The organism is Natrinema versiforme, from assembly GCF_005576615.1.
GTDB classification, from domain to species: Archaea; Halobacteriota; Halobacteria; order Halobacteriales; family Natrialbaceae; genus Natrinema; species Natrinema versiforme_A.
On record NZ_CP040330.1, the window covers coordinates 309,921 to 323,899 of the forward strand.

General features: G+C 66.4%; 15 protein-coding genes. 4 read left to right on the forward strand and 11 right to left on the reverse strand.

The window, feature by feature from the left end; genetic code table 11:
* Positions 1-126: 126 nt before the first annotated feature.
* On the reverse strand, positions 127-672 hold the full coding sequence (locus tag FEJ81_RS01450) for a ribbon-helix-helix protein, CopG family (RefSeq protein ID WP_138243592.1): 546 nt from the start codon (positions 670-672) through the stop codon (positions 127-129).
* Between the two features lie 137 nt (positions 673-809).
* On the reverse strand, positions 810-1,310 hold the full coding sequence (locus FEJ81_RS01455; protein WP_138243593.1) for a metallophosphoesterase family protein: 501 nt from the start codon (positions 1,308-1,310) through the stop codon (positions 810-812).
* 61 nt (positions 1,311-1,371) lie between these two features.
* On the opposite strand from FEJ81_RS01455, the gene FEJ81_RS01460 reads away from it, so the two are divergent.
* Both FEJ81_RS01460 and ddh read left to right on the forward strand, forming a co-directional pair.
* On the forward strand, positions 1,372-2,763 hold the full coding sequence (locus FEJ81_RS01460) for an eIF2B alpha/beta/delta subunit family protein (RefSeq protein WP_138243594.1): 1,392 nt from the start codon (positions 1,372-1,374) through the stop codon (positions 2,761-2,763).
* Between the two features lie 146 nt (positions 2,764-2,909).
* Complete coding sequence (gene ddh / locus FEJ81_RS01465) at positions 2,910-3,839, forward strand: D-2-hydroxyacid dehydrogenase (protein WP_138243595.1); 930 nt, start codon at positions 2,910-2,912, stop codon at positions 3,837-3,839.
* A gap of 233 nt (positions 3,840-4,072) precedes the next feature.
* Here ddh and engB read toward each other — a convergent pair whose 3' ends face one another.
* Both engB and FEJ81_RS01475 read right to left on the reverse strand, forming a co-directional pair.
* Positions 4,073-4,696, reverse strand: coding sequence for a GTP-binding protein EngB (engB, locus tag FEJ81_RS01470; RefSeq protein WP_138243596.1), 624 nt, complete (start codon positions 4,694-4,696; stop codon positions 4,073-4,075).
* 105 nt (positions 4,697-4,801) lie between these two features.
* Positions 4,802-5,275, reverse strand: coding sequence for a hypothetical protein (locus FEJ81_RS01475; protein ID WP_138243597.1), 474 nt, complete (start codon positions 5,273-5,275; stop codon positions 4,802-4,804).
* Between the two features lie 133 nt (positions 5,276-5,408).
* Between FEJ81_RS01475 and FEJ81_RS01480 the strand changes: the two genes are divergently transcribed.
* A complete protein-coding gene (locus tag FEJ81_RS01480) occupies positions 5,409-6,710 on the forward strand; it encodes a TIGR00341 family protein (protein WP_138243598.1) in 1,302 nt (433 codons plus the stop codon).
* A gap of 103 nt (positions 6,711-6,813) precedes the next feature.
* Here FEJ81_RS01480 and FEJ81_RS01485 read toward each other — a convergent pair whose 3' ends face one another.
* Entirely contained in the window at positions 6,814-7,128 is a 315-nt protein-coding gene (locus tag FEJ81_RS01485) for a DUF7533 family protein (protein ID WP_138243599.1), read from the reverse strand.
* Positions 7,129-7,143: 15 nt separating this feature from the next.
* Complete coding sequence (locus FEJ81_RS01490) at positions 7,144-8,127, reverse strand: NOG1 family protein (RefSeq protein WP_138243600.1); 984 nt, start codon at positions 8,125-8,127, stop codon at positions 7,144-7,146.
* 135 nt (positions 8,128-8,262) lie between these two features.
* Here FEJ81_RS01490 and FEJ81_RS01495 point away from each other — a divergent pair, with 135 nt between their 5' ends.
* Positions 8,263-8,634 (forward strand): DUF5518 domain-containing protein, encoded by a 372-nt coding sequence (locus FEJ81_RS01495; RefSeq protein WP_138243601.1) that lies wholly within the window; start codon positions 8,263-8,265, stop codon positions 8,632-8,634.
* Between the two features lie 22 nt (positions 8,635-8,656).
* Here the strand turns inward: FEJ81_RS01495 and FEJ81_RS01500 are convergent, their stop codons facing one another.
* From FEJ81_RS01500 to FEJ81_RS01520, 5 genes are all read right to left on the reverse strand, one after another.
* Positions 8,657-12,067: an MEDS domain-containing protein gene (locus FEJ81_RS01500; RefSeq protein WP_175416334.1), complete on the reverse strand. Its 3,411-nt coding sequence runs from the start codon at positions 12,065-12,067 to the stop codon at positions 8,657-8,659.
* 259 nt (positions 12,068-12,326) lie between these two features.
* On the reverse strand, positions 12,327-12,674 hold the full coding sequence (locus FEJ81_RS01505; protein WP_138243603.1) for a four-helix bundle copper-binding protein: 348 nt from the start codon (positions 12,672-12,674) through the stop codon (positions 12,327-12,329).
* A gap of 125 nt (positions 12,675-12,799) precedes the next feature.
* A complete protein-coding gene (hisE, locus tag FEJ81_RS01510; RefSeq protein WP_006430335.1) occupies positions 12,800-13,084 on the reverse strand; it encodes a phosphoribosyl-ATP diphosphatase in 285 nt (94 codons plus the stop codon).
* Complete coding sequence (locus tag FEJ81_RS01515; protein WP_138243604.1) at positions 13,085-13,552, reverse strand: bifunctional nuclease family protein; 468 nt, start codon at positions 13,550-13,552, stop codon at positions 13,085-13,087. It abuts the gene before it with no gap.
* Positions 13,553-13,646: 94 nt separating this feature from the next.
* Positions 13,647-13,979: a HalOD1 output domain-containing protein gene (locus FEJ81_RS01520; protein WP_138243605.1), complete on the reverse strand. Its 333-nt coding sequence runs from the start codon at positions 13,977-13,979 to the stop codon at positions 13,647-13,649.

A 13,979-nucleotide genomic window follows, 5' to 3' on the forward strand; every position in this document is an offset into this window, starting at 1 on the left:
GGCTCGAGACAGTGTGGCTGACGTATGAATCCGTATGAACTCGTGTGAATTCCGACTGCCGACACCGGTCGACGATCGCGCTCGATGCTCGCCCGTCGACCGCAACGGTCCGTCAGCAGCGACTCGTCAGTCGGCCGCCCGCTCGGTCACGATCACCTTCGAGACGCCGCCCTCGAGTTCGATCTCAGTCGGCAGATCGACGGTACTGCGCTCGATGAACCGGGTCATGAACCAGCGGACGGCCTCCGAAGGAAAGACGAGGTGATAGACGTCCTCGCCCTCCTCGCGGACATCGAGGAAGCCACAGAACGAGAGCCACTCGAGCAGGTCGCCGACCGCGTCGAACCGGGTGCCGTACTCGCGGGCGTGGTAGTCCGAGACCCGGTCAGCCGCCTCGACGAACGCCGGATCTGGGTCGCCGCCGTCGTAGCAGTACTCGAGGAAGGCGTGCAGGAAGTCGATATCGAGCAGGACGTGCTCCCCGGAGGAGAGCATCCGATAGTACCGCTCGAGGTTGTCGCTCGGCCCGCCGTCGGCGGCTTCGAAGTTCGCCGCGTAGAACGTGAGCGCCCGGCGGACGACCTCGCTCTGGCCGTTGCCCGTCTCGGCGACCAGCGTCTCGAGGGCCGCGGCCGAGTCGTCGTCGAGCGATACAGTCACACGCTGTGTCATGGTCACACGGGGGTTCCCGAGACGGGTATAGTTCACGCACTCGCGGCGACGGTCGCCGGTTGCGGGTCGCCGGTCGACGGTCGCCGATTAGCGGTCGGAAAGCGCCGAGTACCGACGGTCACCGGCTCTCCGGGCACTCACTCGGTTCGTAGTTCGACCGTTAGCTCTCCGTCCTCGACGGTTGCGACGTACATCGTCGCCCGGTCGGCGGGGGCCGCGCCGGTCGCGCTGCCGGGGTTGAGCAGTCGAATCCCGTCGACGGTCGTCTCGACGACCTCGTGGGTGTGGCCCGCGACGGCGACCGGATCGGACGCCGACGTTTCGGCTCGAGCGGCCTCTATAACCCGCTGTCGCCAGCCGGTCGGCGAACCGGCTCCGTGGGTGACGGCGAAGGTTACGTCGCCGATCTCGAGGGTCGCGGCGCGGGGCGCGTCGATCGTCGGCGGATCCGTGTTCCCGCGGACGGCGGTCAGGTCTCGGTTCGCGAGGGCGGCGATCCGATCGTAGGTCTGTCGGGAGTCGAAATCACCCGCGTGGATCGTGTGGTCGGCCCGCGCGAGTTCGTCGACGACCCACTCGGGGAGCGCGCTCTCGCGGGAGGGGACGTGCGTGTCGGCGATGATCGCGATTCGTTTCACGGGCATGGGTACGGCGGCCGGTCCCGAAAACGATTCCCTGCAAGCGGCCGTGGCTCCGCGTATGAGCGATTCACCGTCGGAGCGCGACGAGAGCGGCGACGAGGCGACCGCAAGCCACGTTGTCACCGCGTTCCTCCGCAACCGCGGGGAGGTCCTGTTACTGCGCCGGAGCGATGTGGTCGGCACCTACGCGGGCCAGTGGGGCGGCGTCTCCGGGTTCGCCGAAGGCCAGCCGGACGAGCAGGTCCGCGTCGAGATCCGCGAGGAAACGGGCCTCGAGGACGACGCCGTTTCGCTCGTCCGCACCGGGCGGCCGGTCGAGTTCACTGACCCGGACCTTGAGCGCGAGTGGGTCGTCCACCCGTCTCTGTTCGACTGCGAGCACCGCGAGATCGACCTGAGCGAGGAACACGACAACTTCGAATGGGTCTCGCCGACGGAGATGCTCGAGGGCGTCGGGGACGATCGGGAGACGGTCCCGGAACTGCGGACCGCCTACGAGCGCGTGGCCCCTACCGTTCGCTCGATCGCGGCCGACGACGAGCACGGGGCCGCATATCTGTCCGTCCGTGCGCTCGAGGTACTTCGCGACCGGGCGGGCCTGCTCGTCGCCGAGCGACGCGAGTTCGGTCCGGACCCCGACGGCGAGCGGGACGAGCTCGCCGAACTCGCGGGCCGGTTGCTCGAGGCCCGGCCGTCGATGGCCGTCCTCCGGAATCGGGTGAACCGGACGATGGCCGGTGCGGCGGGGGCGGACGGCGGTGCGCCGGCCGTCCTCGAGTCGGCGCTCTCGAACATCGACCGCGCGCTGACTGCCGACGAGGACGCCGCGGCGACCGCGAGCGAGCGCCTCACGGGCAGCGTCGCGACGCTCTCGCGGTCGGGCACCGTGCTCGAGGCGCTTCGGGCGGCCGAGCCAATCCGCGTCTTCGTCGCCGAATCGCGGCCGGCCCGCGAGGGCATCGGTGTCGCGGAACGACTGGCAGCCACGATCGACGGCACCGTAACCGTCCACACCGACGCGGCGGTCGCGCACGTGCTCGCACGCGAGGATATCGATCGGATCGCAGTCGGCGCGGACACCGTCCTCCCAGACGGGTCCGTCGTGAACAAGACGGGCACCCGGTCGCTTTCGGTCGCCGCTGTCCGCGAGGGGATTCCGGTCTCCGTCGTCGCGGCGACGGACAAGGTCTCGACCCGCGAGGACGTTAACCTCGAGTCCGGCGACCAAACTGCGGTGTACGACGGCGACGCCTCGATCGACGTGCTGAACCCGACCTTCGACGTGACGCCCGCCGATTGTATCGACGAGGTAGTGACCGAGCGCGGCGCGCTCGAGTCCGGGGAGATCGCGGCTGTCGCCGAGGAACTGCGGGACCTCGAGGCGTGGCAAGCGGGTGACGAGGCGGCGACGGATCGGGAAACGACAGACCGAAACCCCTCGAGGGAGTAGCCGACTCCGGCGGCCGTGACGAAGAGTTACCCCCACCGAGCCCCGTGTGACGAGGGATTTACCCGAGCCGCCATCTCACTCATACGCATCCCGACGCGACTTCCGGGGTGCAAACTTTCAACCCAGATTCGTGCGTAGCGACGCCCATGGCATTCGAACTCGAGCGACTCGGCGTCCACGAGTCAGTCGAGGCGGTGTTTCCGCCGGCCGAATTAGCGGACTATCTCGTCGATCTCCCGGTCGAGGTCGCGGTGATCGGCGACGACGAAATTTCGTCCTGCGACGCGGTCGTCACTCTCGAGCACCGCGAGTCCTTCCTCGATCTGGATTGGGTGCACTCGATTCAGGCGGGGGTCGACCGGTTTCCCTTCGACGCGTTCGAGGACGAGAACGTAATCCTCACGAACAGTACCGGCATCCACGATCGGAGCGTCGGCGAGACGGTCGCGGGCTACCTGCTGATGTTCGCCCGGCGGTTGCACGATCACGTCGCAAACCAGCAGGAGCGCCGCTGGGACCGCCCCGAGTGGGACGAGGCCTTCACGCTCCCGGGATCGACGGCCTGCGTCGTCGGCACCGGCACCCTCGGTCGCGGCGTCGCAGAGACCCTCGGCGGGCTCGGTGTCCGGGTAACCGGCGTCCGGCGCTCGGGCGATCCGGTCCCCGGATTCGACGCAATCTACACGAACGACCGGCTGCTCGAGGCGATCACCGACGCCGAGTTCGTGATCGTCACCGTGCCGCTGACCGAGGAGACCCACCACCTCTTCGACGCCGAGGCGTTCGACGCGATGCGTGACGACGCCTACTTCGTCAACGTCGCTCGCGGCTCGGTCGTCGACGAACCGGCGCTGATCAACGCGCTCGAGGCCGGCGAGGTCGCCGGCGCAGCACTGGATGTCTTCGAAGAGGAGCCCTTGCCCGAGGACTCGCCGCTGTGGGAGATGGACGAGGTCATCATCTCGCCCCACTGTGCGGCCTACACGCGGGACTATTTTCGGGATACGGGCGATATCGTCCGCGAGAACGTCGACCGGCTTACGGACGACGAGGAGTTTCACAACCGCGTGGTCTGATGATGGATCTGTCGTAACATGGCCGAGAGCGCGGCTCGAGCAACTGCGAGAGTCGCGCGATCCGGGGAAGGGCAGGCACTCACCCGGCACTCACCGCGAGCGACCGAAGGGAGCGAGCGGGCCGACGACCGACCCAACGGGGAGGGAGGAGTGCTTTTGATCGAAATTTTGCCGAGGGACATCGCGCTGTGCGGCGAAGCCGCCAGCGCGATAGACCGCAGAGCAAAATTTCGTTAGAAGAATTTGAACAGATCGTCCCGATTTTGCTCGTGCAGGTGACTCCGGACGGCCTCGTTCAGCGGCTCGAGTTGGCCCTTTTTCGCGCTGATTGGGGCGATGGTCTCCTGCCACTGCTTCCACGGCGGGTAGAGGCCGAGGCGGTCGCAGAGGGCGTCGAGCCGCTCGTCCTCGTCGTCGACCTTGTCCATCTTGTTGACGGCGACGACCGTCGGAACGTCGAGTTCGCGCAGGAAGTGGAACATCTCGACGTCGTAGGGGATCTCGTCGGGGCCGGAGTGGCGGTCGATGATGTCGATGACGCTCTTGCCGTCGACCACGAGGACGGCGACGAGGACGTTGTCGGCGTACTCCTCGAGGTAGTGGACGATCTCGGTCTTGATCTCCTCGCGGAGGTCCTCGTCGACGCCGCTCATGAAGCCGAACCCGGGGAGGTCGGTGATGACGAAGTCCTCGGGGGCCCAGTCGTAGTGGTTCGGCGAGCGGGTGACGCCGGGTTTGCCGCCGGTGTCGAAGCTGTGGCCGGTCAGCTCGCGCATGAGAGTGGACTTGCCCACGTTCGAGCGGCCGACGAGGGCGACTTCGGCCTCCCGATTGGGGCGCGTATCGAAATCGATCATACCCGACCGTAGGGCGGACCGACCTTTATACGCGTTGTAACGGGAACCGGCCGGGCGGTCAGCGCCCGCTCGAGTCGGACCGCCGATCCGGCCGAAATCTCGATGCTATACGTTCGTCACGACGAACAGTCCGATTCCGAACGAGAGTGCCATGAGGAGGAGGATAGCCACGCGTCGCCGGTTCGAGGGCGTCGCCTCGAGGTCGACGCGGCGGCTGTCGCGGGCGGTCTGAACGCCGAACCACGCTATCGACGTGCCGCCGGCGAGCATGGCCACGGCGAAAATCCACGAACTCGATTCGCCGGAGATGAGCGCGCTCTGTATCGCCGAGAGCGTCACGACGATCGCCAGAACGATGTCCGCGATTCCAACGAGGGCGTTCCACGAGACCGTCCGCCCGCCGACCGCGATGGAATCGACGAGGCCACCGCCGATCATCAGGATCGCCGAGAGGGTAAAGCCGGCGAGCAGTGCGCCGGCGAGCGGACCGGCGAGAGCGCGACGACCGAAGACCGCGAGGTAGGTACCGACGAGTACCAGCATTACAATGCCCAACAGCGGAGCGATTCGCCGTTTCATACTATCTCTCCGACACCTTGACACAAAACGGTGGTGTGTGAGACAGGGAGAGCCGCTCCCTCGAGTCGAAATCGACCGTCTGCGCGGGACGAATGCCCCGAAGTTATGATCCCGGGGGGGCACAGACGGAGACGTGCGGCTCGTACAGCTGACGGTACCGACGGGCAAGCGGGAGACGATTCTCGACACCCTCGACGAGCGGGGGATCGACTACGTCGTGACCGACGAGACCAGCAGTCGGAAGTACACGGCGGTCGTCTACTTCCCGCTGCCGGATTCGGCCGTCGAGCCGGTGCTCGATGAGATCCAATCGGCGGGTATCGACGAGGACGCGTACACGGTCGTTGTCGACGCCGAGACGGTCGTCTCCCGCCGATTTCAGTCACTCCGCGAGGAGTACGAGGACGGCGATGTCGAGTCGGATCGTATTTCCCGCCACGAGCTGCGGGCCGAGGCCGACGATCTGACGCCGAGCTTTCCCGTCTACGCCGTGATGACGATCATCAGCGCGGTCGTCGCGACCGCCGGACTCCTGCTCGACTCGCCCGCGGTCGTCGTCGGGTCGATGGTGATCGCGCCGCTGATCGGCCCGGCGCTGGGGGCGAGCGTCGGGACGGTGATCGACGACGAGGAACTGTTCGTCGAGAGCGTCACCTACCAGATCCTCGGCGTCGTCCTCGCGATCGCGGCGGCGGCGATCTTCGCGCTGGTGGTACGGATGACGAACATCGTCCCGCCGGATCTCGTTCTCGCGAACGTCGGCGAGATCTCGGAGCGGCTCGCGCCGGACTTGCTCTCGCTCGCGATCGCTCTCGGCGCGGGGATCGCGGGGGTCGTCAGCATCGCGACGGGGACCTCCGTGGCGCTCGTCGGCGTCATGATCGCGGCGGCACTGATTCCGCCGGCCGGCGTGGCTGGCATCACCCTCGCGTGGGGGCAGCCGACGGCCGCGATCGGCGCGACGGTCCTCGTCCTCGTCAATCTGCTCTCGGTGAACCTCGCCGGCCTGTTGACGCTGTGGTACGCCGGCTACCGCCCGGAGAACCTGTTTTCGCTCGGCGAGACGGAACAGCGCGTTCGCCACCGGATCGTCGGACTCGTCGTCATCGTCCTCGTCTTCGCCGTGTTTCTCGGCGGGATCACCTTCGCCTCCTACGAGACGGGGAACTTCGAACAGGACGCCCGCGACGAAGTCGAGCAGGTCCTCGCACAGGACCAGTACGAGCGCTACCAGTTGCTCGAGTTCCAGGTCGTTCTCGACAACGACTACCCGTTCCGGAACCCCGATCGGGTGATCGTCACGATCGGCGGTCCGCCCGGCGAGTCGGCACCCGAACTGGCCGATACCCTCCACGAGCGGGTCAACCGCCACGCCGACGGCTCCGTCAACGTCGAGGTCAGATACGTCGAAGTCCTCGAGCGAGGGGACCAGTAGCGTTCGGTCGCCAGCCCAGCGCGGTGGACGCGGCGCTCTCCGTCGGCCCGTCGTCGTTTTTGGAACTCGCTGACTCTGCGCGAGAACAACCGTTTCCGGCCCGCTAGCGCCGCAGTCGCTCGAGGAGACTCGAGTCTTCGGACGCCTCGGGACCGGATCCGGAGTCGGCCCCCGCCTCGGCGGTAGTGTCGTCACGCCGGACGCGACCGAGCAGCCGGCGGACCCACGTCTTCGGTCCGCCGATCCGGTTGAGAAGATATGTCGGGAAGTAGAGAGCGATCGCACCGAGTACCAGAAAGCCGAGCCCGCCGACAAGGCGGCCGTCGCGGAGGAATCCGACGCCGACGACGAACATCGGCCCCGCCATCGAGAGCCCCGCAGCGGTCTGGAGCATCCACAGAATGCCGGGTCCCTTCATCAACTCGTCCGCGAGTTAGCCGTCGAACGGGAGCTCAGGTTCGTAGCCGATCGCCTCGACGGCGGCGTCGAGGACCGTCTCGACGTTCGCGCCGGTCTCGACGCTCATGGTGTAGTCGGCCGCGACGTCCTCCGTGAGGTCGCCGTCCTCGAAGCGATCTTCCTTGTTCGCGATCGTGAGCACGGGGATATCCTCGAACTGCGCCGAGATCGAGTCCCGGAGCTCGAGTTGCGAGCCGGTCGGGTAGCCACAGTTGCCGGTGGGATCGATCATGACGAGCATGCAGTCGGCGAGGTGCTCGACGGCGCTGACGGCTTGGGATTCGATCTCGTTGCGCTCGGCTGGCGGGCGGTCGAGCAGCCCGGGGGTGTCGACGATCTGGTAGCGGATGTGATCGCGCTCGAAGTGGCCGACGCCGATCCCCTTCGTCGTGAAGGGGTAGGAGGCGGTCTCGCCGCGGGCGTTGGTGACGTCGTTGACGAACGAGGACTTGCCGACGTTGGGGTAGCCGGCGACGACGATCGTCGGCTCGTCGGGGTTGATTTCGGGCAGGTCCCGCAGATCGTTTCGCGACTCGTTGATGTACAGCAGGTGGTCGTCGACCTGCTCGACGATGTCCGCCAGCCGGGCGAAGGCCTGCTTGCGGTGCTTGCGCGCGGTGTCCACGTCGGTCTTTCGCAGCCGCGGCTGGTACTCCTCGTGGATCTCGCGGGCTTTGCGGCTGGCCCACATCACTTCGGACAGCGCCTGTCGGAGCCGGTCGACGTCGACGATCGCGTCGGCCAGCTCGTAGTAGAACGGGTGGGCGTCGTACTCGAAGTCCGGCCACGCCGTCACCACGTTCTCGAGGTTGTCGGAGATGATGTTCGCCGCCGTCTGGAGCATCGACTGCTGGGCCTCGAGGCCGCCTTTGGCCTTGCCGGCCCGCGCCGCCCGCGAAAACGCCTTGTCGATCAGCTCTTCCGACGTGGGCGTCGTCGGAAGGTCTTCGAAAATCATGTCCAGCACTAGCGCCTCCGACCATAAAGGGCGTTCGTTACGCGCCGGTCCCGCGAGTGCGGGTCGGTCCGCGTGTCAGTTCGCGTGGCAGTTGTCCGCCGCGGGCTTATCCCCGTCGCCGTCGTCCGATCGAGTATGACAAACTGGCGTGCCGTCTTCGTCGGCTTCGTCGTCGCGACCGTCTTGGGAATCGTCGGGCTCGCTCTCCCGGGAATCGGGCAGCTCGCTGCGGGGCTCATCGGCGGCTTCGTCGCGGGCTACATGGCCGGCGGCGGACTCGGCAGCGGCTTCTGGCACGGGCTGCTCGCCGGCGCGCTCGGCGGCATCATCGGTGGGCTGCTCATCGCCGTCGCCGTCGGCATCGCCGGGCTCGCGCTCGGCCCTGCCGGCGGCGCGGTTTCCGGTGCGGCCGGGCTCGGCATCTTCGCCCTCGCCGCGACCATCTCGCTGGTCATGGCTCTCGAGAGCGCGGTCGCCGGCGCGGTCGGCGCGGCGATGAGTGCCTGACCGGACGGGACCCGGCCGTCGGTTACGATTCGCCCTCGGTCGGCGGCCGGAGCGTGAACGAGAACGTCGATCCCGCGCCCGGCTCGGCGTCGACCCAGATGTCGCCGTCGTGGCGCTCGACGATCCGTTCACAGAGCGCGAGGCCGATGCCGGTGCCGTCGTACTCCTCGCGGCTGTGGAGGCGATCGAAGATGTCAAAGATGCGCTCCTGTTCGTCCGGTTCGATGCCGATCCCCTCGTCTTCGACCGAGATCACTCGCGTCCGGCCCCGGATCCGTCGCTCGGCGCTGACGTGGATCCGCGGCGGCTCGTCGCCGCTGTACTTGATCGCGTTCGCCAGCAGGTTCTGGAACACCTGACGGAGTTGGCTGGCGTCGCCCCGGACCGGCGGGAGCGGATCGGCAGTGATCTCGGCGCCGGTCTCCTCGATCTGGACGCGGAGGTCCTCGCGGACGCTCTCGAACACGTCGTCGAGATCGACCGGCTCGAGCGGATTGCCCTTCGTTTCGACCCGCGAGTACTGGAGGAGCCCGTCGATCATCTCTCGCATCCGATCGGCACCGTCGACGGCGAACTCGAGGAACTCCTCGCCGTCGCCGCCGAGGTCGTCGCCGTATCGCTTCTCGAGCAGTTGGAGGTAGCTCGAGACCATCCGCAGGGGCTCTTGGAGGTCGTGGGAAGCGGCGTAGGCGAACTGTTCCAGCCGCTTGTTGGACTCCTCGAGGCGTTCGTTGGACCGTTCGAGTCGCCGTTCGCGCTCGTCGCGCTCGAGTTCGTAGCTGATCCACTGTCCGATCAGGTCCAAGAAGGCGTACTCGGCGTCGGAGAACTCCCGCTCCCGCGCGCCGTTGTCGGCGAAACACACCGATCCGTAGATGTCGTCGCCGTCGGTCACTCTGGTCCCGAGATAGCAGCCGAGCCCGTACTTCTCGTAGAGCGGATCGTCGTCCCACCCGACCGCCTCGGCGTCCTGTATGCCGACGGGCGAGTTTACCGTGATCGTCTGCTTGCAGTACTGCCCCGGATTCGCCGAGATCGTCGCGACGCCCTCCTCTAGATCGGTCCCGCAGGTCTTGATGACCCGGAACTCATCGCCTTGCTTCTCGAGGAAGAAGCCCATATCGAGATCGAACCGCTCGCGGCCCAGATCGAGCAGGCGCTCGACCTTCTCGTCGAACGAGCGATCGCTGTCGGCGGTGATCTCGTACAGCCGCTCCTGTGATTGCCTGTGGTCCCGCCGTTCGATCTCGTATCCAACCCACTGGCCCATCAGCTCGATGAACGTCCGTTCGGCGTCGGAGAACGGCCGGTCGCGAGCCTCCGTGCTGCCGAACCAGAGCGTTCCGTACGGTCCGGAGCCGCTCGAGATCTTCGTTCCGAGGTAGGTCGTCAGTCCGAACTCCCGGTAGACCTCGTCGTCCGCCCACTCGGTCTCGCTCGCGTCGGTCGTCTCGACCGGCGCGTCGGCGGTGATCGCCTGGCGACAGAAACAGCCCGTTCCCGGATCGGTCCAGAGCTCCTCGTCGGGATCGACGTCGAAGCCGATACCCTTCTCCAGTTTGAACGCGCCGTCCCACGTCGGCAGGTAGTTTAAGCCGCCCATTTCGAGCCCGAACCGCTCGCTGCCCAGTTCGAGCAGCCGCTCGAGCTTCTCCTCGAAGGAGAGTGCGGGATCGGACGTGATCTCGTAGCTCTCCTGGAGGTACCGCCTGCGGCGGCGCTGGTCGAGTTCGTAGCTCGCCCACTGTCCCATCAGATCGAGGTACGTGCGTTCGGCCTCCGAGAACGGCCGACTGCGGGTCGTTTCGGATCCGAAGCACAGCGTTCCGTACTCTTCGCTGCCGACGTGGACGGTCGTCGCGAAGTAGGCGTCCAGTCCGAACCGTTCGTAGGCGGGATCGTCGGTCCACCCGACCTCGGCGGCGTCGGTCACGGAGATCGGCCCGGGCGACGCGAGCAGCTTCTCGCAGTAGGTGTTACGGATCGTGTCCGTGGTGCCCGTCTGGATCTCGTCGTGGTCACCGACCGCGGCGTCGATTTCGAACGTGCCGTCGTCGTCGGTCTGGGTGAAGTACCCAACTTCGAGTCCGAACCGCTCGCTTCCCAACTCGAGCAGTCGCTCGATCTTCGCGTCGAACGACGCCTCCGTATCGGCGACCGTCTCGTAGAGGTCTCGAAGGAGGCGTTCGTGTTGGCGTTGCTCCAACTCGTATTTCACCAACTGACCCATCAGCTGGAAGAAGACCCGTTCCTTCTCGGTGAACGCACCGTCGGACAGGTCCGAGGAGGTAAAGAAGAACGTTCGGTCGAGGTCGCCTTCGATCGGGACGCAGGTACCGAGATACACCTGCACCCGATCGTTGCCCGCCGTCTCCGGGAGGTCGGTGGTAGCGCTCGAGAGTTCGGTCGGTTTCGGAACGGTCGTCCCCGACTCGTTCTCGATCACTTCGCGACAGTAGGTGTCGGACAGGGGAATCTCCGTGCCGGGCTCTAACTGGTCGTGGTCGCCGCTGATCGTCTCGATTCGGTAGAAGTCGGTCGTCGGATCGACCCGAGCAATCCCGCCGATTTCGAGGCCGAACAGCTCGCGGCCGAACGCGAGGAGATCGTCGATTTTCTCCTCGAACGACCGATGCGGGTCCGCGGCGATGGCGTACAGCTGTCGCTGGGCTAATTCGTCCGTCTGGAGGGTCTCCCGCGCCGTCGTCCGATCGACCAGCGTCTGCAGTTTCCGTTCGTTGTCGCGCGACGGTCGGTCGGGGCCGAAGTACTCCGCAGGCGGCGTATAGTAGACGTTCTGACAAACCGTGCTGTCGTAGATCAGATAGGGATGGGTCTCGATGACGCTTTCGATGACCGACGGCGGGAGTCGGTCGCGGTTATATTGACACAGCGCCGTGCTCGCTTCGCCGTCGAGGAGTCCGTTCACGCGCGTTTCGCACGTCGCGAACGCCTCCTGGGCCGCCTTGTCGTGGGTGAGCCACGTCTCCTCGGCGGTCACGCGGAAGCCCTCGTACTCCGCCACCGCCTCCTCCATCGCAGCTTCGAGGAGAGCGTCGGCCTTGTCGCCGTCGAACTCGCCGCCGTCGAGGTACGTCTCCCCGGCGGAGTACAGCGAGAGCCGGCCGTCGTCGAGCGCGGCGTCGACGTCGATCCCGCCGGAGCGCAGCGCTTCGAGCACCTCTTTCCGCGTGTTCTCGGCGTAGATGTACATGCAGTGCTCGCCGCGCTCGAGCCCCTGACGGACGTACGGAACGACCGTCGCGAACTGCTCCGCCTGGTTCTCGTAGACGAGCGCGAAGTGGTCGGCCTCCTCGCGCTCGCCGAGCGGTTCGACGGGACCGCGGGCGTTCGGGAACATCGGGCGTTTCTCGCGGGGATCGAAACCGTATTCGAGCGCCCTCCCCTCCGCTCCGTCGGCGTTTTGCATCATTTCATTCATAGAGTTCTGGAGAGACGTGCCGATGATCGTCAGCGCCACGGCACACGGCGAGCCATCGCGACGACTAGCGGCACGACCGGGACCACAGTCGTCCCGTTCGACGCGATGGCTTGAATCGTAACGAAAGGATGGCCAGCCAGACCTAAAAGATCGCCGGTTATATCGGTGGCTGCCGCACTAAGCGTCTGGCTACCTGCGGCTGCAGACACCGCCGGTTGCCGTCGCAGCTTCCGCCTCGTCGCCGCGCGCCTCAACTCGACGCCATCTCCCGACAGCTCTCGGCGCACTTCGGCAGGATCTCCGCACAGGCCTGACAGTGCTCGTGATCGTGCTGTTCGCACTCCTCGGCACACTCCTCACAGAGGTCCGCACAGAGCTCGCCGAGTTCCTGATGGTAGCCCGAGTTGCGGGCCATGAATCGCGCGTGCAGCGAGGCGATGTCGGCCACGTCCCGACAGAGCCGGATGCAGCGGGCCATGTCCTCGCCCTCGCCCGCACAGGCGTCGGCACACCACTCGCAGACCTGCGCGGCCTCGAGGCAGTTGTCGATACACTCCTGCATGTGGTCGTCCGCGTGCTCGAGTTGTTGGAGCGCCATAACGAGCAAAGAGACACCAGCGGGCGCCATCAAGCTATCACGGGCGGCTGCAAGCACTGCGTGGTCGCAGATTCGGCCGCCGTAGCAAGTGAGCCGCGGAGACGGACCGCCGACCCGCGGTCGCGTTATCGCCGCGCCTCGAGTTCCGCCTCGAGATCGGCGAGGTCCATGTCCTTCATCGCGAGCAGGACGAGCAGGTGGTAGACGATATCTGCGCCCTCGTGGGCGATCTCCTCGTGATCGTCGTCTTTCGCGGCCAGCACGAGTTCCGTGCTCTCCTCGCCGAGTTTCTCCAGGACCGCGTTCTCGCCTTTCTCGTGGGTGAACAGCGAGGCGGTGTAGGAGTCCTCGGGCAGCGTTTCCTTCCGGTCTTCGATCACGGCGAACAACTCCTCGAGCACGTCGTCCATCTAGAGGTCACCCGACACGTTGCGGATGTCTTCGAGTTCGTCGAACTTCTCGCTATCGTCTCGGCTGTCCGCGAAGACCTCCTCGGTCACCTCGATCAGCGCGTTCGTCCGGGCGGCGAGCGCGAGCGAATCGCTCGGCCGGGCGTCGACGACCGTCTCGCCGCGGGGCGTCTCGAGGTGGATATCGGCGATGTAGGTGCCGCCCTGCCCGCCGTCGTGCTCTTCGATCTCGTTGACGACGATGCGCTCGATGCGGCTCCCGAGTTCCTCCATGACGTCCAACAGGAGGTCGTGGGTCAGCGGCCGGCCGATGTCCTCGGCCTCGAGGCCGCGAGCGATGCTCGTCGCCTCGTTGAAGCCGATAAAGATCGGGACGACGTCGGCTTCGCCCTCGACGGCGAGGACGACGACCGGGACCGGTCCCTTCGGGGTCCCCGCGACGCGAACGGCGTCGATAGATGCCTGCATACCCACACCGTCGGCGAGGAGGGAGAAAACATGTCCGGTCGCGAATGCATGCAGACCCGGCCGGCGACGCCGCAGTTTCGGCTCACGAACGCGGTCAGTTCTCCGGCGGCTCGACGACGACGCCGCCGTCGCTCGAGACGGTCACGTAGCATCCTTCGTAGGCGATGGACACCTTGATCTGGTGGTTTTGAGCGCCCGTCACGAGGTCGGTGAGCGCCTCGGGGTCGACCGTGTCGTAGAGCGGTGACATCGCGGCGGGGTCGCGGTTCGTCACGGCCGCCACGGCTTCGACGATCGCGACGACGACCGTACTCGGACCGCCACCGAATCGACTGTGGTACGTTTCCGTGATGGGATCGTATCCCGAACTGTCTTCGCCGAGCGGCCGAGCTGCAGGGAGATCGGAGTGGGCTGTGTTCTCACTCAT

Bases quoted from the DNA above. Each gene is read 5' to 3' on its own strand.
- FEJ81_RS01450 (WP_138243592.1), bottom strand. From the start codon at position 672: ATGACACAGCGTGTGACTGTATCGCTCGACGACGACTCGGCCGCGGCC.
- FEJ81_RS01460 (WP_138243594.1), top strand. From the start codon at position 1,372: ATGAGCGATTCACCGTCGGAGCGCGACGAGAGCGGCGACGAGGCGACC.
- ddh (WP_138243595.1), top strand. From the start codon at position 2,910: ATGGCATTCGAACTCGAGCGACTCGGCGTCCACGAGTCAGTCGAGGCG.
- engB (WP_138243596.1), bottom strand. From the start codon at position 4,696: ATGATCGATTTCGATACGCGCCCCAATCGGGAGGCCGAAGTCGCCCTC.
- FEJ81_RS01475 (WP_138243597.1), bottom strand. From the start codon at position 5,275: ATGAAACGGCGAATCGCTCCGCTGTTGGGCATTGTAATGCTGGTACTC.
- FEJ81_RS01485 (WP_138243599.1), bottom strand. From the start codon at position 7,128: ATGAAGGGACCCGGCATTCTGTGGATGCTCCAGACCGCTGCGGGGCTC.
- FEJ81_RS01490 (WP_138243600.1), bottom strand. From the start codon at position 8,127: ATGATTTTCGAAGACCTTCCGACGACGCCCACGTCGGAAGAGCTGATC.
- FEJ81_RS01495 (WP_138243601.1), top strand. From the start codon at position 8,263: ATGACAAACTGGCGTGCCGTCTTCGTCGGCTTCGTCGTCGCGACCGTC.
- FEJ81_RS01500 (WP_175416334.1), bottom strand. From the start codon at position 12,067: ATGATGCAAAACGCCGACGGAGCGGAGGGGAGGGCGCTCGAATACGGT.
- FEJ81_RS01505 (WP_138243603.1), bottom strand. From the start codon at position 12,674: ATGGCGCTCCAACAACTCGAGCACGCGGACGACCACATGCAGGAGTGT.
- hisE (WP_006430335.1), bottom strand. From the start codon at position 13,084: ATGGACGACGTGCTCGAGGAGTTGTTCGCCGTGATCGAAGACCGGAAG.
- FEJ81_RS01515 (WP_138243604.1), bottom strand. From the start codon at position 13,552: ATGCAGGCATCTATCGACGCCGTTCGCGTCGCGGGGACCCCGAAGGGA.
- FEJ81_RS01520 (WP_138243605.1), bottom strand. From the start codon at position 13,979: ATGAGTGAGAACACAGCCCACTCCGATCTCCCTGCAGCTCGGCCGCTC.